Annotated in this window: 20 protein-coding genes; 11 read left to right on the plus strand and 9 right to left on the minus strand. The window is 70.5% G+C overall.

Going from position 1 to position 21,010, the window contains the following annotated elements:
- Positions 1-109: 109 nt before the first annotated feature.
- Positions 110-433: a hypothetical protein gene (locus tag ICN82_RS05330; protein WP_226898298.1), complete on the minus strand. Its 324-nt coding sequence runs from the start codon at positions 431-433 to the stop codon at positions 110-112.
- Between the two features lie 530 nt (positions 434-963).
- On the opposite strand from ICN82_RS05330, the gene ICN82_RS05335 reads away from it, so the two are divergent.
- Positions 964-1,218, plus strand: coding sequence for a hypothetical protein (locus ICN82_RS05335; protein ID WP_193180461.1), 255 nt, complete (start codon positions 964-966; stop codon positions 1,216-1,218).
- Between the two features lie 9 nt (positions 1,219-1,227).
- Here ICN82_RS05335 and ICN82_RS05340 read toward each other — a convergent pair whose 3' ends face one another.
- Together ICN82_RS05340 and ICN82_RS05345 are read right to left on the minus strand one after the other, a co-directional pair.
- A complete protein-coding gene (locus ICN82_RS05340) occupies positions 1,228-1,800 on the minus strand; it encodes a hypothetical protein (RefSeq protein ID WP_193180463.1) in 573 nt (190 codons plus the stop codon).
- A gap of 298 nt (positions 1,801-2,098) precedes the next feature.
- Positions 2,099-2,605, minus strand: a complete 507-nt coding sequence (locus tag ICN82_RS05345; RefSeq protein ID WP_193180465.1) for an Lrp/AsnC family transcriptional regulator — start codon at positions 2,603-2,605, stop codon at positions 2,099-2,101.
- Between the two features lie 261 nt (positions 2,606-2,866).
- On the opposite strand from ICN82_RS05345, the gene ICN82_RS05350 reads away from it, so the two are divergent.
- From ICN82_RS05350 to ICN82_RS05390, 9 genes are all read left to right on the plus strand, one after another.
- Entirely contained in the window at positions 2,867-3,901 is a 1,035-nt protein-coding gene (locus ICN82_RS05350) for an ABC transporter substrate-binding protein (RefSeq protein WP_193180467.1), read from the plus strand.
- A 33-nt stretch (positions 3,902-3,934) separates the two neighbouring features.
- Positions 3,935-4,993, plus strand: coding sequence for an ABC transporter ATP-binding protein (locus tag ICN82_RS05355; RefSeq protein ID WP_193180469.1), 1,059 nt, complete (start codon positions 3,935-3,937; stop codon positions 4,991-4,993).
- Complete coding sequence (locus tag ICN82_RS05360) at positions 4,990-5,859, plus strand: ABC transporter permease (RefSeq protein WP_193180471.1); 870 nt, start codon at positions 4,990-4,992, stop codon at positions 5,857-5,859. The genes ICN82_RS05355 and ICN82_RS05360 overlap by 4 nt, the downstream gene beginning before the upstream one ends.
- A complete protein-coding gene (locus ICN82_RS05365; protein ID WP_193180473.1) occupies positions 5,856-6,671 on the plus strand; it encodes an ABC transporter permease in 816 nt (271 codons plus the stop codon). The genes ICN82_RS05360 and ICN82_RS05365 overlap by 4 nt, the downstream gene beginning before the upstream one ends.
- Before the next feature lie 22 nt (positions 6,672-6,693).
- Positions 6,694-7,626 carry a 2-hydroxyacid dehydrogenase gene (locus tag ICN82_RS05370; protein ID WP_193180475.1) on the plus strand — a complete coding sequence of 311 codons (933 nt, stop codon included), beginning with the start codon at positions 6,694-6,696 and terminating at the stop codon, positions 7,624-7,626.
- Between the two features lie 32 nt (positions 7,627-7,658).
- Positions 7,659-8,288: a cupin domain-containing protein gene (locus tag ICN82_RS05375; RefSeq protein WP_193180477.1), complete on the plus strand. Its 630-nt coding sequence runs from the start codon at positions 7,659-7,661 to the stop codon at positions 8,286-8,288.
- Between the two features lie 89 nt (positions 8,289-8,377).
- On the plus strand, positions 8,378-9,097 hold the full coding sequence (locus tag ICN82_RS05380; RefSeq protein ID WP_193180479.1) for a FadR/GntR family transcriptional regulator: 720 nt from the start codon (positions 8,378-8,380) through the stop codon (positions 9,095-9,097).
- A 123-nt stretch (positions 9,098-9,220) separates the two neighbouring features.
- Positions 9,221-10,618, plus strand: a complete 1,398-nt coding sequence (locus tag ICN82_RS05385) for a multicopper oxidase family protein (protein ID WP_193180481.1) — start codon at positions 9,221-9,223, stop codon at positions 10,616-10,618.
- A gap of 86 nt (positions 10,619-10,704) precedes the next feature.
- Complete coding sequence (locus ICN82_RS05390) at positions 10,705-13,557, plus strand: DUF3427 domain-containing protein (protein WP_193180483.1); 2,853 nt, start codon at positions 10,705-10,707, stop codon at positions 13,555-13,557.
- A gap of 37 nt (positions 13,558-13,594) precedes the next feature.
- On the opposite strand, the gene ICN82_RS05395 is transcribed toward ICN82_RS05390, so the two are convergent.
- The 6 genes from ICN82_RS05395 to ICN82_RS05420 form a co-directional block, all read right to left on the minus strand.
- The gene (locus ICN82_RS05395; RefSeq protein WP_193180485.1) at positions 13,595-15,790 is read right to left on the minus strand and encodes a xanthine dehydrogenase family protein molybdopterin-binding subunit; all 2,196 of its coding nucleotides are present in this window, start codon (positions 15,788-15,790) and stop codon (positions 13,595-13,597) included.
- A complete protein-coding gene (locus ICN82_RS05400; RefSeq protein ID WP_193180487.1) occupies positions 15,787-16,809 on the minus strand; it encodes an FAD binding domain-containing protein in 1,023 nt (340 codons plus the stop codon). Before ICN82_RS05400 ends, ICN82_RS05395 begins: the two co-directional genes overlap by 4 nt.
- On the minus strand, positions 16,806-17,312 hold the full coding sequence (locus ICN82_RS05405; protein ID WP_193180488.1) for a 2Fe-2S iron-sulfur cluster-binding protein: 507 nt from the start codon (positions 17,310-17,312) through the stop codon (positions 16,806-16,808). Before ICN82_RS05405 ends, ICN82_RS05400 begins: the two co-directional genes overlap by 4 nt.
- 184 nt (positions 17,313-17,496) lie before the next feature.
- Positions 17,497-18,693, minus strand: coding sequence for a 3-oxoadipyl-CoA thiolase (gene pcaF, locus ICN82_RS05410; RefSeq protein ID WP_193180489.1), 1,197 nt, complete (start codon positions 18,691-18,693; stop codon positions 17,497-17,499).
- A complete protein-coding gene (locus tag ICN82_RS05415; RefSeq protein ID WP_193180490.1) occupies positions 18,690-19,379 on the minus strand; it encodes a 3-oxoacid CoA-transferase subunit B in 690 nt (229 codons plus the stop codon). The genes pcaF and ICN82_RS05415 overlap by 4 nt, the downstream gene beginning before the upstream one ends.
- The gene (locus ICN82_RS05420; protein WP_193180491.1) at positions 19,376-20,083 is read right to left on the minus strand and encodes a 3-oxoacid CoA-transferase subunit A; all 708 of its coding nucleotides are present in this window, start codon (positions 20,081-20,083) and stop codon (positions 19,376-19,378) included. The genes ICN82_RS05415 and ICN82_RS05420 overlap by 4 nt, the downstream gene beginning before the upstream one ends.
- 122 nt (positions 20,084-20,205) lie before the next feature.
- Between ICN82_RS05420 and ICN82_RS05425 the strand changes: the two genes are divergently transcribed.
- A complete protein-coding gene (locus ICN82_RS05425) occupies positions 20,206-20,961 on the plus strand; it encodes an IclR family transcriptional regulator domain-containing protein (RefSeq protein WP_193180492.1) in 756 nt (251 codons plus the stop codon).
- Positions 20,962-21,010 lie beyond the last annotated feature (49 nt).

The following is a 21,010-nucleotide window of genomic DNA, read 5'->3' on the forward strand; positions in this document are numbered from 1 at the left end:
CTCGGGCGTGGCCAATCTGCATGACAACGGTGCCGGACCACGGCAGTTCCCGGCACCGCGAAATTTTTCCGGCGCCGCGGCGCTCGCGCCCCGCGCACCGGCGGGCCGGTCAGTAATTCGCCGGCGGATCGCTTGCCGGGAAGGACTCGTCCAGCGCCTCGTCGACCTCGTCCCAGGCCTTGGGCGGATCGGTCATCTGCCCAGGCCCCGCATCGCGGACCTGCGCCTCCGCGTGTTGCGGTTCCGGCCCGTGATCCGGCCTGTCGCCAGCGCCTTCCGGCGTTGCGGCCGCATCGCCGTCAGTCTCCTCCGCCCCGGCCGGGGAGAGGGCCGAAAGCAGGCGCAGCGCCGCCAGCGAAAGCACGGCACAGGCCGCCTGGCCGATCAGTCCGGGCAGCGCGGCGGCGCGGGCGGTATCGTCCTCGGCGCTCATTTCGCTGCTCCTTTCGGGCGCGGCGCCCCGGTCAGGATGCGGATGGACAAGCTGCGTGTCGACTGGACCAATTGCGCCATGGTTCCCTCCTGGCTGTGCTATGCGGTGCCGTCCGGGGCGCCCGGCCCGTCCCTCCGCCTCCGGTCTGCGCGGCCCCGGACGGATCGGGGGCCGGTCAGACGGATCGCGGGGCCGCGACTTGCCGGTGCGCCGTCAGGAGGGAAACCGGCGCGGCGGAGGAAGGTTCCCGCCCGGTCGGGCAGATCCACCGGACCGGCGGCATCCCGCACCCTAAGACCGCCTCCGCGGGCTTTCCTTCCCTTCCTCCTAACGACCCGGCCCCGGGCCCGGCGCATGCAGCGCCGCAGCGGCGTCGCGACGGGCGGCTATTTCGCAGAGCTCCGGGAACATTGGCCCGGGCGCCGTGTTGGCTTCGCGGTTGGCCGCCGCAGGCGACCGCGCCGCCGGATCGGCGGCAGATGGCGGCGGCGAGGCAAGCCACGGGCCGGGCGCCCGCGAAGGAGGACGACATGACACCACCTGACACCAATCCGCAGAAACAGGCCAAGCGGCACAGGATCGTGCTGATCGGCATGGCCCTGGTCGCGCTGTTCGGGGTCATCCTCATCCTCACCTGGGTCGGGGAAGAGGCCGCGACCGCACCGGAGGACCAGCCCCCTCCCGCCGCCAGCCAGCCGCAATCGGACGAGCTGGACGATGGCGATGTCGATGTCCCGCCGCAGGAACCGGAAGCCCCGGCCGAACCGGAGGTGGTCCCGGAATAAGCCGCCCGCTCAGCAATGGCCGAGAAGCCGGGCGGGATAGCTGCAGTTGCGCATCCCGCCCAGGCCCAGATCCATCCGCAGCCGCTCCAGCCGCTCGGGATCGGGACCTTCCAGCGCGATGCTGACTTCAGGGCGCGTCCCACTTTCCATGGTGATCTCGACCAGCTCGATCCCGTCCCCCTCCGGCGCCTCGAACTGGCGGCGGTCCTTCCTTAGCGCGATCGCGCGGAAGCCGCGCGCGGCGAAGGCTGCGGTGACGGCGCCGGCATCCAGGGTCGCATCGCCAGCCAGATCCGCAAGGCAGGGTCCGGCAGCCGGTATGGCTTGCAGGATTTCCCTGCGTGAGGCGGGGAGGCGGATCTTTCCCGCCGGTTTCCACAATTCCAGCACCCCGCACAGGCTCTCGCGGACCTTCAGGTCCAGCGTGTCGCCATCCCGCAGCTTGAAGGCGGTCTGCCCGGACCCGGCAAGAAGGTAAGTGTCCCTGCGCCGGTCGCGTTGTCTTAGTGGAAACCGCGCGGCGATGCGCCGGTCCAGTTCCTCCCCGCTGTCGCGGAAGATCCTGAATTCGAACCTGTTCATCTTCGCCTCTCTGCACCGCCCGTTCGATGGGGATCCAACTTTCCCCGTCACGCCATGTTCCCCGTCCCGCCGGATGAGGCGCAGCGCGCAGTCCGGCCAGACGGTCGGACCCGGAGCTGAAATGCGCAGCAACCGGCGGGAGTCGACTCCATTGCTGTCATAACGCAGACTATCGAAACCATCCTGCATGGCCTCTGCGCCGGACTGCCGGGTGCGGGAACGGCCGCCTCGGCGCGCCGCGCCACCATTGCCGACACGCCTGTTGCGGCCGGAACGCCACGCACCCCGCCAGCACCGCTCAGCCCAGCAGGCGGTCGATGCCGATCTCCCGGCGCTTCACCTGCTTGGTCACGACATAGGTGTAGTAGCGTTCGACATTCAGCCCGCGCGACAGAAGATCGTCGATCAGCCCCTGGTAATCGCTGATGCGCCGCGCCACGCAGGTCAGCGAATAATCGATCCCGCCGCCAAGCCCGTAGCATTCGGCGATCATGTCATTTGCCGCGACATAGGCCTCGAACCGCGTGAAGTCCTCCTGCCGGTGCGATCCCAGCACCACATGCGTCTGGAAGATCTGCAGATCCTCCATCAGGTCGAGATCCAGCCGGGCATGGTAGGACCGGATGATCCCGGATTGCTCGAGGCGCCGCATGCGTTCGAAACAGGCGCTGTTGGACAGGTGGACCCGCGCCGCCAGATCGGACTTGCTGATCCGCCCCTCGTCCTGGAGCACCTGCAGGATGCGGATATCCGTCCCGTCCAGTTCGGTCTGCCCGAAGGACAGCCTGCGCGTCTGCGCCCTCATCCGGTCTCTCCCGTTCCCGCCGATACAGGCCGCCGCGCCTGCCGAATGGGCAGGCTGCGAATGGTCGGCGAAATCTTTCCGGCAATCCCGCCCGGCACCGAAGGAAATTCGGCGAGGGACGGCATCTTCCGCAAAAACGCCACATGTCATCATTTCATATTACAGGAAGTCGCCCGCAAGCCGGCGATCGCAAAACAACCGCTCTTCGTGCCGGGTCCCTTCCCGCCCCGCAGGAATAGCAGAAACAACAGGGACATACATATGAAATCCATTGCCGCACTCATGGCAAGCGCCGGTCTGGCCAGCCTCTCCGCCCTCCCCGCCTTGGCCGAGACGATTTACATCGCCGGCAATGGCGGCTCGCAGGAGGCGCTGCTGAAATCCGAGATCTTCCCCGCCTTCACCGAGGCCACCGGCACCGAGATCGTCTATTCCGCCGGCAATTCCGCCGCCGTCCTGGCCCGGCTGCTGGCGCAGCAGGACAACCAGCAGACCGACATCGCGATGATGAATACCGGCCCGATGAGCCAGGCGATCGAGCTGGGCCTGTGCCGCGACCTCGACATCTCCGAACACGAGGCGAACATCCATGATTTCGCGAAATTCGACAGCGGCAAGGCGGTCGGCTTCGGCGTCGTCGGGCTGGGCATCGCCTACAACACCGAGGCCTTCGAGGAAAACGGCTGGCCGGTCCCGACCTCCTGGACGGCGCTGGAGGACGACACCTTCAAGGGCAAGATGGTCTTCCAGCCGCTCAACAACACCAACGGTCTTCTGGCCCTGATCAAGATCGCCGAGATCAAGGGCGGCGGCGTGGACAACATGGATCCGGGCTTCGAGGCGATGGAGGCCTCGATCGCGGAGAATGTGCTGAGCTTCGAGCCTTCCTCGGCGCGGCTGGCGGAAATGTACCAGAACGGCGAGGTCGACATCTCCGTCTGGTCCTCCACCCAGGTCAAGGTCCTGGCCGAGAAGGGATTTCCCATCACCCTGTCCTATCCCGAGGAAGGCGCGATGATCATCTCCAACGATGTCTGCGCGGTCACCACCGAGGCGATGAAGCCCGAGGCGGTGGAGTTCATCAACTTCCTGATCTCGCCGGAAATCCAAGAGGTGCTGTCGCGCAATCTCGGCTTCGGCCCGACCAACAAGCTGGCCGAGCTGACCGAGGCGGAGGCCGAGGGCGTGCCCTATGGTCCGGAGGCCGTGGACAAGCTGCAGAATGTCGACTGGGACGTGGTCAACCGCGAGCGCGAGGCCTGGGACCGCCGCTGGGTGCGCGAGATCGAACGGTGAGGCGGCGCGGCAGTTGCGGAACGGGACACTGACATGACAGGCGAAGACAACGCCGCAGCCGCCCTGCTGTCGATCAGCGGGCTGACCAAGCGCTACGGCAGCACCACCGTCGTGGACGGGCTCGCGCTCGATGTCGCGGAGGGGGAGTTCGTCTCCCTCCTCGGCCCCTCGGGCTGCGGCAAGACCACGACGCTGCAGATGATCGGCGGCTTCGTGCGCCCCGATGGCGGCCGGATCCGGCTGGGCGGGCGCGACCTGATCGCCACGCCGACCAGCAAGCGGGGGCTGGGCATGGTGTTCCAGAGCTATGCCCTCTTCCCGCACATGACCGCCGCGGCGAACGTGGCCTACGGGCTGGAGGTGCGCCGGACCCCGCGCGGCGAGATCGCCGGGCGGGTGGCGCGGGCGCTCGACCTGGTGGGGCTCTCGGCCTATGGCGACCGCTACCCGCGGCGGATGTCGGGCGGACAGCAGCAGCGCGTCGCGCTGGCCCGTGCGCTGGTGATCGAGCCGCGGGTCCTGCTGCTGGACGAGCCGCTGTCCAATCTCGATGCCAATCTGCGCGAGGAGATGCAGACCGAGCTGCGCCGCATCCAGCACCGCACGGGCACGACCACCGTGCTCGTCACCCATGACCAGTCCGAGGCGATGGCCCTGTCGGACCGGATCGTGGTGATGCGCGGCGGCCGGATCGAGCAGGCCGACACGCCCGAAAGGGTCTATGGCCGCCCCGGCAACCGCTTCGTGGCGCAGTTCCTGGGCAAGACGAACCTCTTTGCCGCCCGCATTGCCGATGGCCGCGTCTCGCTGGGCGACACGGGCTGGCAGGCTCCGGCAGGGGCGCCTGACGGGCCGGTCACGCTGGCCGTGCGCCCCGAGAAGGTGCGCCTGTCGCAGACCGGCCTGCCCGGGCGCGTGGGCGAGCGCACCTTCCAGGGCGGGCGCTGGCTGGTGGAGATGGATACCGCGCACGGGCTGGTCCTGATGGAGACCCCGAATTACGGCCCGCCGCCCCCGCGCGAGGGCGAGACGGTGCGGATCGGCTGGCAGGACGGCGACCTGCACCTGCTGTTCGAGGGGGCTCCGGCATGACCCGTTTCCTGCGCCGCCTCGATCCGGCGCCGCTGCTGCTGTCGCTGCCCGCGGGGCTGATCCTGGGGCTCTTCCTGCTTCTGCCGCTCCTGGCGACCGCGCTGCTCTCCTTCCGCAGCTACAGCCTCTATACCGGGATCGAGCCGGTGCTGGAGCTGGGCAACTACCTGGAAATCTTCGGCGACGGCTATTTCCTGGAAATCTTCCTGCGCACCGCGCGCATCGCCGCGCTGGCCACGCTGCTGACCATCCTGATCGGCGCGCCCGAGGCGATCATCCTGATGCGGATGCGCGCCCCCTGGCGGGGGCTGTTCCTGCTGGTGGCGCTGGGACCGCTGCTGATCTCGGTGGTGTCGCGCACGCTGGGCTGGGCGCTGCTGCTGGGCTCCACCGGGGTGGTCAATACCGCGCTGATGGCGGCCGGGCTGATCGCCGAGCCGATCCGGTTCATGTACACCGAATGGGGCGTCACCGTGGCGCTGGCCCATGTGCTGCTGCCCTTCATGATCATCTCGGTGATGACCGTGCTGCAGCGGCTGGACCCGCAGGTGGAAAATGCCTCCCACGCGCTGGGGGCGGGCGGCGTCACGACCTTCCGCCGGGTGATCCTTCCGCAGCTCCTGCCGGGGATCTTCGCGGGCTCCATCATCGTCTTCGCCATGGCCGCCTCGGCCTTCGCGACGCCGCAGATCATCGGCGGGCGGCGGCTGAAGGTGGTGGCGACGCTGATCTACGACGAATACCTGTTCTCGCTGAACTGGCCCCTGGGCGCCGCGCTTGCGCTGCTGCTCTTCGCGATCGTCATCGTGGTGGCGGTGGGCTTCAACCGGCTGGCCGAGTCGCGCTTTGCAAGGATGTACGGATGAGCCGCCGCAACGGGCCCTGGGCCCTGATCTTCCACACGCTCTTCGTGGTGTTCATGCTTGCCCCGATCCTTGTGGTCTGCGTGATCGCCTTCACCCCCGAGGGCTATCTCTCCATGCCCACGGACGGGCTGTCGCTGCGCTGGTTCCGGGCGCTGTGGAACAATCCCGACTTCGTCTCCAGCTTCCGCGTGTCGCTGGCGCTGGGGGCAGCCTCGGCCAGCGCGGCGGCGGCGGTCTCGATCCCGGCCGCCATCGCGATCACCCGCTGCGACTTTCCCGGCCGGGGCGCCTTCCTCGCGCTGTGCATGTCGCCGCTGATGGTGCCCTCGATCGTGCTGGGCGTGGCGTTCCTGCGGTTCTTCTCGCAGATCGGGCTCAGCGGGACGCTGGTCGGACTGACCCTCAGCCATGTGATCCTGATCGTGCCCTATGTGCTGCGCACCATCATGAACTCGCTGGGCTCGCTCGATGCCGCGCTGAACAATGCCTCCGCCTCGCTGGGCGCGGCGCGCTGGCACACCTTCCGCCGGATCACGCTGCCGCTGATCCTGCCCGGCGTGGCCAGCGGCTGGATCCTGGCCTTCATCACCAGCTTCGACGAGGTGACCATGACCATCTTCCTCGCCGCCCCCGAAACCACCACCCTGCCCGTGCGGCTGATGCTCTATATCGAGGATTCCATCGACCCGCTGGTCGCCGCGGTCTCCACGGTGCTGATCGTCATGGCGCTGGCCGTGATGATCCTCATCGACCGGCTCTTCGGGCTGGACCGCATCCTCACCGGCGCGCCCGACCGCGACGGCAAGCCCTGACCCAGAAGGAACGGAACACCCTATGAAACTGCTCGTGAAATCCGGCGGAGAAGACGTCTTCGGCATCTGGAAAGACCACTTCGCCGATCTCGCCCCCGGCCTGGAGACCCATTTCTGGAGCGACCCCGCCGTCGCCCCGGAGGAGGTCGATGCCGTCATGGCCTGGGAACCGTCCGCCGGCTGGCTGGCCTCGCTGCCCAACCTGAGGCTGGTGATCTCCTCCGGCGCCGGGGTCGACCACATCACCCGCGATCCGGACTGGCCGCGCCACCTGCCGCTGGTGCGCATGGGCGGGATGGAACAGCGCATGTCCGAATACGTCGCCTGGGCGGCGCTGAGCCTGCTGCGCGGCACCCGCGACTTCGCGCTCGGACAGGCGGCGCGGGAGTGGCGCTACAAGGAGGTGCCGTTCAGCGCCGCCGACCGCACCGTCGGCGTCATGGGTCTGGGCAATCTCGGCCTCGCCGCCGCCCGCACGCTGCAGGGGCTGGGCTTCGACGTGCGCGGCTGGGCCCGCAGCGCCAAGCAGATCGACGGGCTGAAGACCTTCGCGGGCCGGAAAGAGCTGGGCGCCTTCCTCGGCGGGACCGACATCCTGCTGGACCTGCTCCCGGCAACGGCGGCGACCGAGAACATGCTGGACGCGGCCTTCCTCGCGCAGCTGCCGGAGGGCGCGCAATTCATCAATGCCGGGCGCGGCAAGCACCTGGTGGAGGCCGACCTTCTGGCCGCGCTGGACAGCGGCGCGATGGCCGGCGCGGTTCTGGACGTGTTCCAGACCGAACCCCTGCCCGCCGACAGCCCGCTCTGGTCGCATCCGGCAGTGACGGTCACGCCCCATATCGCCTCCACCCCCGGCAAGCGGGAGAAGGCGGCCTATGTGGCGGATGTCCTGCGCCGTTTCGCCGAGGGCGCGCCCCTGCCCAATGTCTACGACCCCGAAAAGGGCTACTGAGCCAGACCTCCATCCGAAGAAGAGAAGATCCCATGCCCATTTCTCCCGGCATATACGCGCTGCACCGCGCCGCCGCCCCGCCGCCCGCTCCCGCGCTCCTGGAGGACGAGGCCACCGGCCTGCGCCTCGCCACCGGACCCGCCGCCGGGTCCGGCGCCGCCGTGACGATCGTGCTCTCCGGCACGCTCCGCCATCCGCATCTGGGCAGCTTCGGGCCCGGCGAGGCGCTCGTCGGCGATGGCACGGCCGCCCTGCAAGGAGACGCGGTCTGCCTCGGCATTTCCTGCGCCCCCGCCGCCGCCCCGCCCGCGCCGCTGGCCCTGCGGCGCAGGGCGCATCCCGTGCTGCCGCCCTGCGACCCGACCCCGGCGGATCTGCTGATCTCCGGCCGGCCCGAACAGACCGACCTGACGCTGTTCCGCGATGCGACCGGCCGCTTCGGCGCGGGGTTCTGGACCAGCACCGCCTATCACCGCCGCAGCATCGCCTTTCCCAAATTCGAGGTCATGCACCTGACCGGCGGGTGGATCGAACTGGCCGAGGAGACAGGCGCCACCCACCGCTTCGATGCGGGCGACACCTTCCTGATCGCGAAGGGAACCCGCTGCGACTGGAAGACCGGCGGCATGGAGAAGCTGTTCTGCAGCTACGTTCCGAACTGACCGGGCCGAACTGACCGGGCCGGGCGGGACGAAGGGTTGTGCCCCCCGTCCCGCCCCGACATTCTGGGGCGGCCAGCCGGAGGACCGCCATGACGGAAAGTTTCGTGCCCAAGCCCGCCCGCAGGACCAGGCTCGCCGATACCGTCTACGGGCGGATCCTCGACGACATCCTGGGCGGCACCTTCGCCGAGGGAGACAAGCTGCCCTCCGAACAGGAACTCTGCGCGGCTTTCGGGGTCTCCCGGCCGGTCGCGCGCGAGGCGATGACGCGGCTTCAGGCGGATGGGCTCGTCCGCACGCATCAGGGGGTGGGCAGCTTCGTCAACCGCCGCCCCTCCGCGCGGCTGGGCGAATTCGCCAGCAGCGCCGAGATCTCGGACTACCTGCGCTCGCTGGAAGCGCGCATCCTGCTGGAGACCGAGGCCGCGCGCCTGGCCGCGCTGCGGCGCAGCCCGGCGCAGCTCGAGGCCATCCGCCGCAGCCACGCGACGCTGAAGGACTGCGCCGCGCGCGGGGCGCATGGCTGGGCGGAGGACATGGCCTTCCATGACGCGATCCTGGAGGCGGCGGGCAACGAGTATTTTCCGCTGCTGATGCAGACCATCCGCAATTCCGTGGTTCCCGCCATGGCGGTGGGGCTGGACCTGGGGCGCGAACGCGCGCCGGACCAGCGCCGCCGGGTGATCGAGGAACATGGCTCCATCCTCGGCGCGATCATGGCCCAGGACGCCGATGGCGCGGCGGCCTACATGCGCTATCACCTGCTGCAGGCCCGCGCCGGGCTGACCGACATGAACCACCTCGCCTGACCCCGCGCCGCAGGCGTGCAAGCCGGGGATTGCGCCCCGCGACCCTCCCGTGCCAGAAGGCGTCCGACGCCCGGTTCCGCCAGATTTCTTCCAGCCGCCGACACCCGACAGGAAGGATCGATCATGCCCTCACGCCGCAGGACCCTGGCCTCCATGGCCGCGCTCGGCCTCGGGCTGCCGGCCCTGGCCGCGGCGCCCTCGCCGCGCCCCGAACTGCCGCGCCCCGCCGAGTTCGACTTCTCCCGCCCGCTCACCGCCACCCGCGCGCGGCTGCCCTTCGCCGGCGGCCAGAGCGGCGGCTACGGCTATGACGGGCTGTGCCCCGGCCCGCTGATCCGGGTCCGCAGCGGCGCGGAATTCCGCATCCGGGTCGCCAATGCGCTGCGCGAGGAGACGACCTTCCACTGGCACGGGCTGGTGGCGCCCACGGCCGCCGACGGCCAGCCGCAGGCCCCGGTCCTGCCCGGCACCGAGCAGGAAATCTGCTTTCCGATCCGGCAGCGCGCCGCGCTGAGCTGGTATCATCCCCACCCCCATGGCGCGACCGCGCGGCAGGCCTGGAACGGGCTGGGCGGGCTGTTCGTCATCAACGACGCCGAAGAGGACGCGCTGGATCTTCCCGCGGGCGACGACGAGCTGTTCCTGGTGCTGCGCGACGCGCAGATCGGCGGTCCGGGGCGGCTGCTCTATCCGTTCGACCCGGACGGCACCGAGGGCCGGGTGCCGCTGGTCAACGGGGTGATCAACCCCCGCACGGAGCTGCCCGCCCGGCAGGTGCGGCTGCGGATCCTCAACGCCGCCAATGCCCGCGTCTTCCGGCTCTCGGCCGGGGCGCCGCTGACGGTGATCGGCAATGACGGGGGACTGCTGCCCGCCCCGGTCCCGGTGAACGAGGTGCAGATCGGACCGGCGGAACGGCTGGACCTGATCCTCGACCTGCGCGGCGCCCCGCCCGGGGGCAGCATCGGCCTGCGGGATGCGGATTTCGAGGAGCCGCTTGTGGATATCGCGATCCGCGCAGGCGCGCCGGACCGATGGGAGATCCCGGCCCGCCTGTCCCGGATCGAGCCGCTGGTCCATGACGGGACCGGGCCGGACCGGGTCTTCCGCTTCGAGGGCGACAGCAGCATCAACGGCCAGGGCTTCGATCCGCGCCGCATCGATTTCGCCATCCCCTTCGGCAAGGTGGAGCGCTGGCGCTTCTACTCGGCCCAGGGGGCGCCGCATCCGATCCATGTTCACGGCGCGCATTTCCAGGTCATCGCGCGCGAGGGCGGCCGCGGCCGGGTCGAACCCTGGGAAACCGGCTGGAAGGACACGGTGCTGAAATGGGCCCCCGAACAGGTCGACGTGCTGATCCGCTTCGACGCCTATGAGGGGCGGTACCTGCTGCATTGCCACAAGCTGGAACACGAGGATGGCGGCATGATGCTGAACTTCGTGACCGGCCGCGACCCCCAGGCCGCGCTGGAGCGCGCGCGCATCGAGGCGCTCTACGGGCCGATCTGCACCACGCCCTAGCCCGCCCGCCCCGCACCGGCCGGGTGGTCCTGGACAGGCGCGCGGCAACCTGGTCAACAGGTCGGAGGTATCTCCGGAGGGCCCCGATGACGACCGATTGTCCGCTCTGCCATGCGCCCGGCGCGCTGATCGCGGCCGCGCGCCACGTGCCCGACTGGACCAGCCTGACCGCCGCCGAGCAATTCGCCCTGCTCGCGCGGATCGGCGAGGCGCTGTCCGCAGGCGCATGCGGGGTGGCGGCCTCTTCCGAGCACGGGCATTTCCACCTGCGCCCGCTGGAGGCGGCGCCGCCGCCCGCGCGGCTGACCACGGGGGGCGCCGACCCGCTCCTGCCGCTGCTGACGCGCGACATCGACGCGGCGGCCCGGGTCGATCTGGCAGTCGCCTTCGCCATGCGATCGGGCGTGGCGCTGCTTCGGCCCTGGTTCGAGGACCTGCTGGCGCGCGGCGGGCGCCTGCGCGTCGTGGTCGGCGACTACATGGACGTCACCGAACCGGCCGCGCTGCGGCTGCTGCTGGATCTGGACGGTGCCGAACTGCACCTGCACGAGACCGGTACGGGCAGCTTCCATCCCAAGGCCTGGCTGTTCCGCGCGGCCGACCGCAGCGGCGCGGCGCTGGTGGGCAGCTCGAACCTGTCGCAGACCGCCCTGACCACCGGGGTCGAATGGAACCTGCATTCCGAGGGCGCCGCCGACCAGGTGGAGGCGGCCTTCGAGGCGCTGCTGGCGGATCCGCGCACCCATCCGCTGTGCGAGGCGCGCATCGCCGCCTATGCCGGGCGCCGCTGCGCCGCGCCGCTTTCGGCCGCCGCGCGGCAGATCATGGACAGCGAGCCCCCGGCCCCCCCGCCCGGGCCGCACGCGATCCAGCAGGCCGCCCTTGCCGCGCTTGCGGCCGCGCGGCGGGACGGCGCCCTGCGGGGCCTCGTCGTCATGGCCACCGGGCTGGGCAAGACCTGGCTGGCCGCCTTCGACAGCGCCCCCTTCGCGCGGGTCCTGTTCGTCGCCCATCGCGACGAGATCCTGACCCAGGCCATGGCCGCGTTCCGGCGCATCCGCCCCGAGGCGCGCTTCGGCCGGTTCGACGGGCGCGAAAAGGACGAGGGGGCCGAGATCCTCTTTGCCTCGATCGCCACGATCGGCCGGGCCGGGCATCTGCGCCGCTTCGCCCCGGACGCCTTCGACTACATCGTCGTGGACGAATTCCACCATGCCGCCGCCGCCAGCTACCGCAAGCTGCTGGAGCATTTCACGCCGCGCTTCCTGCTGGGGCTGACCGCGACGCCGGACCGCTCGGACGGCGCCGACCTGGCGGCGCTGTGCGATGACCGCGAACTGTTCCGCTGCGACCTGTTCCAGGGGATCGAGGCGGGGCTGCTGTCGCCGTTCCGGTATCTCGGCGTGCCCGACAATGTCGATTACGCGCAGATACCCTGGCGGTCCTCGCAATTCGATCCCGAGGCGCTCGAGGCCGCGCTGGCCACCGAGGCGCGCGCCCTGAACGCGCTGGAGCAGTTCCGCCTTCATGCCGCAGGCCCCGCCATCGGCTTCTGCTGCTCCACGCGCCATGCCGATTTCATGGCGGCCTTCTTCCGCGACCGGGGGCTGCGGGCGGTCGCGGTGCATTCCGGCCCCGGCGCGGCGCCGCGGGCAAGCTCGCTGCAGCAGCTGGGCCGCGGCGAGATCGACATCCTCTTTGCCGTGGACATGTTCAACGAGGGGGTCGACGTGCCGGAAATCGGCACGGTGATGATGCTGCGCCCGACCGAAAGCGTCATCCTGTGGCTGCAGCAGCTGGGTCGCGGGCTGCGCCGGGTGGAGGGCAAGCTCCTGCGGGTCATCGACTATATCGGCAATCACCGGATCTTCCTGACGAAGCTGCGCGCACTGCTGCAGGCCGGGCCGGGCGACGGGTCGCTGGCCATGCGCCTGGAGGCCGCGCTGGCCGGCGCGGCGGGGCTGCCGGCGGGCTGTTCCGTCACCTACGATCTGGAAGTGGTCGCGATGCTGCGCGACATGCTGCGTCCGAAATCGGGGGCGGCGGATCTGGAGGCGCAGTATCGCGATTTCCGGCTGCGCCATGGCGAGCGCCCGCGCGCGGCGGAACTCGCGCGGATGGGTTTCGACCCGTCCCGGACCGGGCACGGGACCTGGTTCGACTTCGTGCGGGACATGGGGGACCTGCCCGATCCGCGGGTGCTGGACAGCCATGGCGCCCTGCTGCGGCAGCTGGAGCGCGCGGCCGATCTGGGCATGGCCGATCTGCGGGCGCTCTCGGCGATGGTCGCCGGGGGCATCGCGCGGGGCGAGGGGCTGCGGCCCTGGGCGACCTCGCCGCTTTTCGTGGAGGCCGCAGGCGGGCTGCGCCTGCGCCGACCGGATCCCGGCGGCATGCTGCCCGCCATGGTGGAAGAGCTTTGCGCATGGCGGGAGGCGCAACCGGCGCAGGCGCGGGAGGCCGCCGCGCCCCCTGCCGCCTGGCAGGCCGGTCCGGCCCTCTGGCGCGAATACATGCGCGAGGAGATCCCGCCGCTCTTCGGCGCCGTCTTCAGCCCCGGAAACTGGAATTCCGGCATCGTCCGGCTGGACCGGCAGCTCATCCTGCTGACCACGCTGGCCAAGGCCAACATGACGGCAGGCGGCCATTACGATGACGGGTTCATCTCGCCGATGCGCATGCGCTGGCAGAGCCAGACGCGCACCCGGCGCGACAGCCGGACCGGGCGGATGCTGAATGGAAGCGACCCGGAAAGCCGCATCCACCTTTTCGTGCGCAACGGCAAGCTGCGCGGAACGCGGGCCGCGCCCTTTCTCTATTGCGGCGTCCCGGTCTTCGAGGACTGGCAGGGCGAGACCCCCATCACCGTAACCTGGCGCCTCCCCGAGGCGGTGCCGGAGCATCTGCGCGCGAGCCTGGGGATCGCGCCGCCCGGTTAGGCGGGATCCGCGCCGCGACGGGCGCGGATCCCGGGCCTCATCCCGCCGCGGCCTCCATCGCGGCGATCACCCGGTCCGGCGTGGCCGGCATGTCGCGGACCCGCGCGCCGCTGGCATGGCGCAGCGCATTCAGCACCGCCGCCCCCGCGCCGGAAATCCCCAGTTCGCCGATGCCCTTGGTCTGGATCGGGTTGGCCATGTCGTCGCGTTCCTCGAGGAACACGACCTGCATGTCGCCCGGCACATCGGCATGGGCGGGGACATGATAATTGGCCAGGTCGCGTGTCACCACATGTCCCGTGCGCGGGTCATGGACCATCTCTTCGGTCAGCGCCGAACCGATGCCCCAGATCATCCCGCCAAGCGCCTGCGACCGCGCCGTCTTCTCGTTGAGGATGCGCCCCATCGCCATGACCCCCAGCATCCGCCGCACGCGGACCTCGCCGGTATAGGCATGGACCGCCACCTCGGCGAAATGGGCGCCGAACCCCGAGGAGAAATGGCTTTCCGACGTCTCGCCCGCCTCGATCGAGGCTTCCTCCACGATCTGCCCGCCGACCAGTTCCGACAGGGGCATCTCGCGGTTGCCCCCGCGCGCGATGCCGTCCTGCAATGTCAGCTCCGACATGTCGCATCCCATCCGCGCCGCCAGGGTCTCGCGGATCGCCTTGGCGGCCAGGAAGGTCGCGGAGCCTGCGGAATTGGCGCCGAAGGAGCCGCCCGATCCGGAGGCGCCCGGGAAGCTCGTATCGCCCAGCCGGACCTCCACCTTGTCGATGGGCAGGCCCAGCATCTCGGCGGCGATCTGGCCGAGGATGGCATAGCTGCCCGTGCCGATATCGGTCATGTCGGTTTCGACCACGGCGCCGCTGCCATCCAGCCGCACCCGCGCTGCCGAGGGGACCAGCATGTTGGAGCGCGCCGCCGAGGCCATGCCCATGCCCAGCATCCAGTCGCCCTCCCGCCGGCTGCCCGGCGCGCCGCGCCCGGCCCAGCCGAAACGCTCCGCCCCCTCGCGCAGGCAATCGGCCAGACGCCGCGCGCTGAAGGGCTGGCCGGTGACCGGGTTCTTCTCGGGCAGGTTGCGCAGCCGCAGCTCTACCGGGCAGATCCCCAGCATTTCGGCCAGCTCGTCCATCGCCTGTTCCAGCGCCAGCATCCCGACCGCCTCGCCGGGCGCGCGGACCGACCCGGCGGGGGTGCGGCTGACCCGCGCCAGCGTCTGGGCAAAGCTCAGCCCGTCGGCGCCGTAGAGGAACTGCGAGGCCTGGCTGACCGGCTCGGCGAAGCCCTCGCCCTCGATGTTGGACACCCGGTCATCATGGGACAGGGCGCGCAGCCGGCCATCCCGGTCCGCCCCCAGGCGCAGGCGCTGGAGGGTCTCGGTCCGGCGCAGCACCGCATCGAAGACGGTCTGGCGCGCCATCACCACCCGCACCGGGCGCCCCAGCGCCCGCGCCGCCAGCGCCGCGGCCACCGCCTCCGGGCCGATGCCCAGCTTGGACCCGAACCCGCCGCCGATATAGGGCGACAGGATGCGCACGTTCCCGGCCGGGATGCCCAGCGAGTCGGCCAGCTCCTGCCTGTTGAAGCGCAGCATCTGCAGCGCCCCGCGCAACGTGACCCGGTCGCCGTCCCATTCGGCCAGAGCGGCATGGGGCTCCATCGCGGCGGCCGCGTGGGGCGCGGTGGTATAGCTGCGATCCAGAGTCACCTCGGACGCGGCGAACCCCGCCTCGAAATCGCCCGCCGTCACCGGGTCCTGGCGCTCCAGCCTGTCGCTGGCCGCGGGATCGGTCACTACCGGGCCGGTTTCCTCGTAGGTGACGGCGAGGCGCTGCGCCGCGTCGCGGGCCGCCTCGAAGCTTTCGGCCACCACCAGCGCAATGGGCTGGCCGTGATAATGCACCTCGTCCCCCGGCTGGACCGGGGCGGCCCCGGCCATGCCCTGGGCGGGATTGCGCAGGAAACGCGGGCCATGGAACACGCCCAGCATCCCCGCGATCCCGCTGACCGAGGCCGCGTCGATCCCGGCGATCCGGCCCGCGGCCACCGTCGCGCGCACCAGCACGCCATGGGCCGCCCCCGGGGGCAGTCCGTCGGCGGCATAGCGCGCCCGGCCGGTGACCTTCAGCTTGCCCTCGGGGCGGTCCAGCGGCGCGCCGACGACGCCCTGCCCGGTTTCGTCCAGCAGCCGCGGCTGCGCTTCGTCCATTCGGAATGTCTTGGTCATGCCGGGATCCTCGCGGTTTCGACGCCCGGTGCCGGGTCGGTCATGCCGGTGGCCTCGCGCAGCGCCGCCACCAGGCTGCGCCGCAGGAGCGGCAGCTTGAATTCGGTGTCGGGATGGCAGTCGGCCTGTTCGAGCAGACGGTCCGCCGCCCGGGCGAAAAGCGCATCGCCGGGCACGCCGCCGATCAGCGTCTCCTGCGCATGCGGGTCCATCCAGGGCCGCGGCGCGACACCGCCGAAGGCCAGGCTCGCCTCGGCGATCCGCCCTTCTTCCAGGCGGACCACCGCCGCGACGGAGACCAGCGCGAAGGCATAGGAGGCGCGGTCGCGGACCTTGCGATAGACCTGCCGCGTCTGCGGCTGCGGCGCGGGCAGATGGACGGCGGCGATGATCTCGCCCGCCTCCAGCACGGTCTCGCGGTCGGGCCGGTCGCCCGGCAGGCGGTGCAGCTCTGTCACCGGCACCTGCCGCGTGGCGCCCGAGGCCGAGAGGATCTCCACCTGCGCGCCAAGCGCGGCCAGCGCCACCGCCATGTCCGAGGGATGCGCCGCGCGGCAATGCTCGGAGGTGCCGAAAATCGCCAGCATCCGCCCCGCCCCTTCAGCCGCCGCGCAGCCCTGCCCGGGGCTGCGCTTGTTGCACGCCATCGCGGTGTCGTAGAAATACGGGCAGCGCGTCCGCTGAAGCAGGTTGCCGCCGGTCGTTGCCTTGTTGCGGATCTGCGCGGAGGCCCCGGCCAGGATCGCGCGGGACAGCAGGGGCCAGCCCTCGCGGATGCGGCCATCCGCCGCCAGTTCGGCATTGGTCACCAGCGCCCCGATGCGCAGCCCCTCCCCCGCGGGGCTGATGCCGCGCAGGGCGTCCAGCCGCGTGATGTCCACCAGCCGCGACGGGGTCATCACCTGGATCTTCATCAGATCCAGCAGGTTCGTCCCCCCGGCAATGACGCTGGTGCCCTCTTCCAGCTGCGCGGCCGCGGCGGCCGGGCTGTCGGCCCGGACATAGTCGAACGCCCTCATCGCTTCGCCTCCGCCGCCATGGCAATGGCCTCGCGGATCAGCGGATAGGCCGAGCACCGGCACAGGTTGCCGCTCATCCGCTCGGCGATCTCGGCATCCTCCAGCGGCATCTCGCCCTCGAGGCTGGCCGAGACATGGGACGGATCGCCCGCCGCCAGCTCTTCCAGCATCGCCGTGGCCGAGACGATCTGGCCCGGGGTGCAGAAACCGCACTGGAACCCGTCGCGCGAGACGAAGGCCTTCTGCAGCGCGCTGAGCGCCTCGGGGCTGCCCAGCCCCTCGATCGTCGTGACCTCGTCGCCGTCATGCATGGCGGCGAGGCAGAGGCAGGAATTGACCCGCCGCCCATTGACCAGCACCGTGCAGGCGCCGCACTGGCCGTGGTCGCATCCCTTCTTGGTGCCGGTCAGGTCCAGCTGGTCTCTCAGGGTGTCGAGAAGCGTGGCGCGCGTGTCGTGCTCGACCTCGCGGGCGTCGCCATTGACTGTCAATCTTGTCCGCATCTGGCTCTCTTCCTCGAAGCTGGCGTCGGAACGGGCGAGGGCATCGCCCGGACCCCAACCCCCGGCGGCAGGCCCGGGTTCCCGTGCGCCGCGGAAAGAGCCGGAAAGGACCGCCCCCGCATGCGAAACCCGCCGCATCGGGGATGCGGCGGGTCGGATGGCGCCGGTTGGCGGGCGGGTGCGCTCAGACCGCCTCCAGCGCCACCGCGATCCCCTGGCCGACGCCGATGCACATGGTCGAGAGCGACCTCTCGCCCGGCTTCAGATCCAGCATCGCCGTGCCGGTGATCCGCGCCCCCGACATGCCCAGCGGATGGCCCAGGGCAATCGCGCCGCCATTGGGGTTCACCCGCGGATCGTCATCGGCAATGCCCAGGTCGCGCAGCGTGGCCAGCCCCTGGCTGGCGAAGGCCTCGTTCAGCTCGATCACCGCGAAATCCTGCTGCCGCAGCCCCAGCCGCGCCATCAGCTTCTTCGAGGCCGGCGCCGGGCCGAAACCCATGATCCGCGGCGCCACGCCGGCCGTCGCCCCGCCCAGCACCCGCGCGACGGGCGTCAGCCCATGCGCCTTCACCGCCGCCTCCGAGGCGAGGATCAGCGCCGCCGCGCCGTCATTCACCCCCGAGGCATTGCCCGCGGTGATCGTGCCGCCCGGCCGGACGAAGCCCTTGAGCCGCGCCAGCGCTTCGGCGGTGGTCGCGGGGCGCAGATGCTCGTCCGCCGCGACAATCACGGGATCGCCCTTGCGCTGCGGGATCTCGACCGGCGTGATCTCCCGCGCCAGCCGCCCGCTCGCCTGTGCCGCCGCCGCCTTCTGCTGCGAGGCCAGGGCGAAGGCATCCTGATCCTCGCGCGCGATAGCGAAATCATCGGCCACGTTCTCGGCGGTCTCTGGCATGGAATCGACGCCGTATTGCGCCTTCATCAGCGGGTTGACGAACCGCCAGCCGATGGTGGTGTCGTGGATCTCCGCCGCGCGGCTATAGGCGCTTTCGGCCTTGGGCATGACGAAGGGCGCGCGCGACATGCTCTCGACGCCCCCGGCAATCGCCAGGTCGATCTCGCCCGCCCGGATGGCGCGGGCGGCGGTGATGACCGCATCCATGCCCGAGCCGCAGAGCCGGTTCATCGTCGTGCCGGGCACCGTCTCGGGCAGCCCCGCCAAAAGCGCCGACATGCGCGCGACATTGCGGTTGTCCTCGCCCGCCTGGTTGGCGCAGCCATAGATCACCTCGTCCACTGCCGCCCAATCCAGCTCATGCCGCGCCATCAGCGCCTTCAGCGGCACCGCGCCCAGATCGTCGGCGCGCACCGGGGCCAGCCCGCCGCCGAACCGTCCGATCGGCGTGCGGATGTAGTCGCAGATATAGACCTCGCTCATGCCAGCTCCTCCGGGGCGATCAGCTCGCCCACCGCGCCGTCGAGATGCAGCCTGGCGCCGGTGACGGCCTGAAGCTCGTCGAGCGAGATGGCGGGGATCTTCTCGCGCAGCACGAAATGCCCGTCCTCGATATCGACGACCGCCAGCGAGGTATAGACCCGCGTGACGCAGCCGACGCCGGTCAGCGGCAGGGTGCAGGCCTCCACCAGTTTCGGGCCGCCCGTCTTGGTCACGTGATCGGTCAGCACCGCGACGCGTTTCGCGCCATGGACCAGGTCCATCGCGCCGCCCACCGCCGGGACGCCGCCCTTGCCGGTCGACCAGTTGGCCAGATCGCCCGATTGCGCGACCTCGTAAGCGCCGAGGATCGCGACATCCAGATGCCCGCCGCGCACCATTGCAAAGCTGTCGGCATGGTGGAAAAACGCGGTGCCGGGCTTGATCGTGATCGCCTTCTTGCCCGCGTTGATGCAGTCCCAGTCCTCCTCGCCCTTCTCCGGGGCCTTGCCGAAATCAAGGACGCCGTTCTCGGTGTGGAAGATCGCCTGCCGCCCCTCGGGCTGGAACCGCGCCACCATCTCGGGAAAGCCGATGCCGAGATTGACATAGGCGCCATCCTCGATGTCCTGCGCCGCGCGCCAGGCAATCTGGGCATTCGACAGCTTGATGTCCTGGATATCGCTCATGGGTAGACGGCCTCCGCCCGGTTCAGCATTTCTTCCTGCGCCGCATCCGCGACTTCGACGACATGGCTGACGAAGATGCCCGGCGTGACCACCTGTTCGGGATCGATGCCGCCCAGTTCGACGATCCGCGTCGCCTGCACGATGGTCGTCTCCGCCGCCATGGCCATCAGCGGATTGAAGTTCCGCGCCGCCATCCGGTAGGTCAGGTTGCCATGGCTGTCGGCCAGCTCCGCCTTGATCAGCGCGAAATCCGCCTTCAGCCAGCGTTCGCGCACATAGCTGCGGCCGTCGAATTCCTCCACCGGCTTGCCCTCGGCCAGGTCGGTGCCGAAGCCCGTGGGCGTGTAGAAGGCCGGGATCCCCGCCCCGCCCGCGCGGATGCGCTCGGCCAGCGTGCCCTGGGGCACCAGCTCCAGCTGGATCTTCCCGGCCAGGTAGGCCTCGGTGAAGACCTGCGGATCGGCGCTGCGCGGGAAGGAGCAGATCAGCTTGTCGACCCGGCCCTGCTCGATCAGCGCGGCAAGCCCCACATGGCCGTTTCCGGCATTGTTGTTGACCACGGTCAGCCCCCTGGCGCCGTGATCGATCAGCGCGTGGATCAGCTCCACCGGGGCGCCCGACCCGCCGAAGCCGCCGATCATCACGGTCGCCCCGTCGGGAATGCGGGACACCGCCTCGGCGAGCGTGCTCAGCCTCTTGTCCATGTCATGTCCTCCGTCTCTGCGCCTGCGCGCGATGCCCGGCAGCTAGGCGCGCAGGCGGGTCCGGGGCCAGAGCAATTGTGCGCATATCGACATTTGTTCTGATCGTCGCTAGGAAAGTTCGCATGACGACCAGGACCGATCACATTGCCTCCTTCGCCAAGGGTCTGCGCGTGCTGGAATGCTTCGGCGCCGATCACCCGCGCCTGTCGGTGACGGAGGTCGCCCGCGCCACCGGGCTGGACCGGGCGACGGCGCGGCGCTGCCTGCTGACCCTGCAGGCCGAGGGCTATGCCGATCATGACGGCAAGTTCTTCACCCTCACCCCGCGGGCGCTGCGCCTGGGGATGTCGGCCCTCGCCTCGCTGCCCCTGCCGCAGATCGTGCAGCCCTGGCTGGACCAGCTGGCCGAGCAGATCGGCCAGAGCTGCTCCGTCGCCATCCTCGATGGCGGCGAGATCGTCTATGTCGCCCGCGCCGCGCAGCGCAGGGTGATGTCGATCGGGCTGATGCCGGGATCGCGCCTGCCGGCGCATTGCACCTCGCTCGGCCTCGTCCTGCTGGCCGCCCTCCCGGACCCCGAGGCCCGCGCCATCGTCGAGGCGGCCGACCTGACGCCGCGCACGCCCTTCAGCCTGACCGAACCCGGCGCGGTCATGGAGCGGATCGCCCGGGCCCGGCAAGAGGGCTACGCGATCATCGACCAGGAGGTGGAGACGGGGCTGCGCTCCATCGCGGTTCCGGTGACGACCGCCCGCGGCAAGGTCGTGGCGGCGCTCAATACCGGCATGGCCGCCACCCAGGAGGAGGCGCAATCCCTGGCCGGACGCTATCTGCCCGCCCTTCAGCGGGTGCAGGCCGGGCTGCGCCGCGTGCTCTAGCCCGGGCCTCCCCGCCGCGGCCCGGCGCGGGGTCGCCGCGGGCCCGACC

It is taken from the genome of Mangrovicoccus algicola (genome assembly GCF_014903745.1).
Lineage (GTDB): Bacteria > Pseudomonadota > Alphaproteobacteria > Rhodobacterales > Rhodobacteraceae > Mangrovicoccus > Mangrovicoccus algicola.

Excerpts from the sequence above, each read along its gene's own strand:
- ICN82_RS05330 (WP_226898298.1), bottom strand. The coding sequence starts at position 433 with ATGAGCGCCGAGGACGATACCGCCCGCGCCGCCGCGCTGCCCGGACTG.
- ICN82_RS05335 (WP_193180461.1), top strand. The coding sequence starts at position 964 with ATGACACCACCTGACACCAATCCGCAGAAACAGGCCAAGCGGCACAGG.
- ICN82_RS05340 (WP_193180463.1), bottom strand. The coding sequence starts at position 1,800 with ATGAACAGGTTCGAATTCAGGATCTTCCGCGACAGCGGGGAGGAACTG.
- ICN82_RS05345 (WP_193180465.1), bottom strand. The coding sequence starts at position 2,605 with ATGAGGGCGCAGACGCGCAGGCTGTCCTTCGGGCAGACCGAACTGGAC.
- ICN82_RS05350 (WP_193180467.1), top strand. The coding sequence starts at position 2,867 with ATGAAATCCATTGCCGCACTCATGGCAAGCGCCGGTCTGGCCAGCCTC.
- ICN82_RS05355 (WP_193180469.1), top strand. The coding sequence starts at position 3,935 with ATGACAGGCGAAGACAACGCCGCAGCCGCCCTGCTGTCGATCAGCGGG.
- ICN82_RS05360 (WP_193180471.1), top strand. The coding sequence starts at position 4,990 with ATGACCCGTTTCCTGCGCCGCCTCGATCCGGCGCCGCTGCTGCTGTCG.
- ICN82_RS05365 (WP_193180473.1), top strand. The coding sequence starts at position 5,856 with ATGAGCCGCCGCAACGGGCCCTGGGCCCTGATCTTCCACACGCTCTTC.
- ICN82_RS05370 (WP_193180475.1), top strand. The coding sequence starts at position 6,694 with ATGAAACTGCTCGTGAAATCCGGCGGAGAAGACGTCTTCGGCATCTGG.
- ICN82_RS05375 (WP_193180477.1), top strand. The coding sequence starts at position 7,659 with ATGCCCATTTCTCCCGGCATATACGCGCTGCACCGCGCCGCCGCCCCG.
- ICN82_RS05380 (WP_193180479.1), top strand. The coding sequence starts at position 8,378 with ATGACGGAAAGTTTCGTGCCCAAGCCCGCCCGCAGGACCAGGCTCGCC.
- ICN82_RS05385 (WP_193180481.1), top strand. The coding sequence starts at position 9,221 with ATGCCCTCACGCCGCAGGACCCTGGCCTCCATGGCCGCGCTCGGCCTC.
- ICN82_RS05390 (WP_193180483.1), top strand. The coding sequence starts at position 10,705 with ATGACGACCGATTGTCCGCTCTGCCATGCGCCCGGCGCGCTGATCGCG.
- ICN82_RS05395 (WP_193180485.1), bottom strand. The coding sequence starts at position 15,790 with ATGACCAAGACATTCCGAATGGACGAAGCGCAGCCGCGGCTGCTGGAC.
- ICN82_RS05400 (WP_193180487.1), bottom strand. The coding sequence starts at position 16,809 with ATGAGGGCGTTCGACTATGTCCGGGCCGACAGCCCGGCCGCCGCGGCC.
- ICN82_RS05405 (WP_193180488.1), bottom strand. The coding sequence starts at position 17,312 with ATGCGGACAAGATTGACAGTCAATGGCGACGCCCGCGAGGTCGAGCAC.
- pcaF (WP_193180489.1), bottom strand. The coding sequence starts at position 18,693 with ATGAGCGAGGTCTATATCTGCGACTACATCCGCACGCCGATCGGACGG.
- ICN82_RS05415 (WP_193180490.1), bottom strand. The coding sequence starts at position 19,379 with ATGAGCGATATCCAGGACATCAAGCTGTCGAATGCCCAGATTGCCTGG.
- ICN82_RS05420 (WP_193180491.1), bottom strand. The coding sequence starts at position 20,083 with ATGGACAAGAGGCTGAGCACGCTCGCCGAGGCGGTGTCCCGCATTCCC.
- ICN82_RS05425 (WP_193180492.1), top strand. The coding sequence starts at position 20,206 with ATGACGACCAGGACCGATCACATTGCCTCCTTCGCCAAGGGTCTGCGC.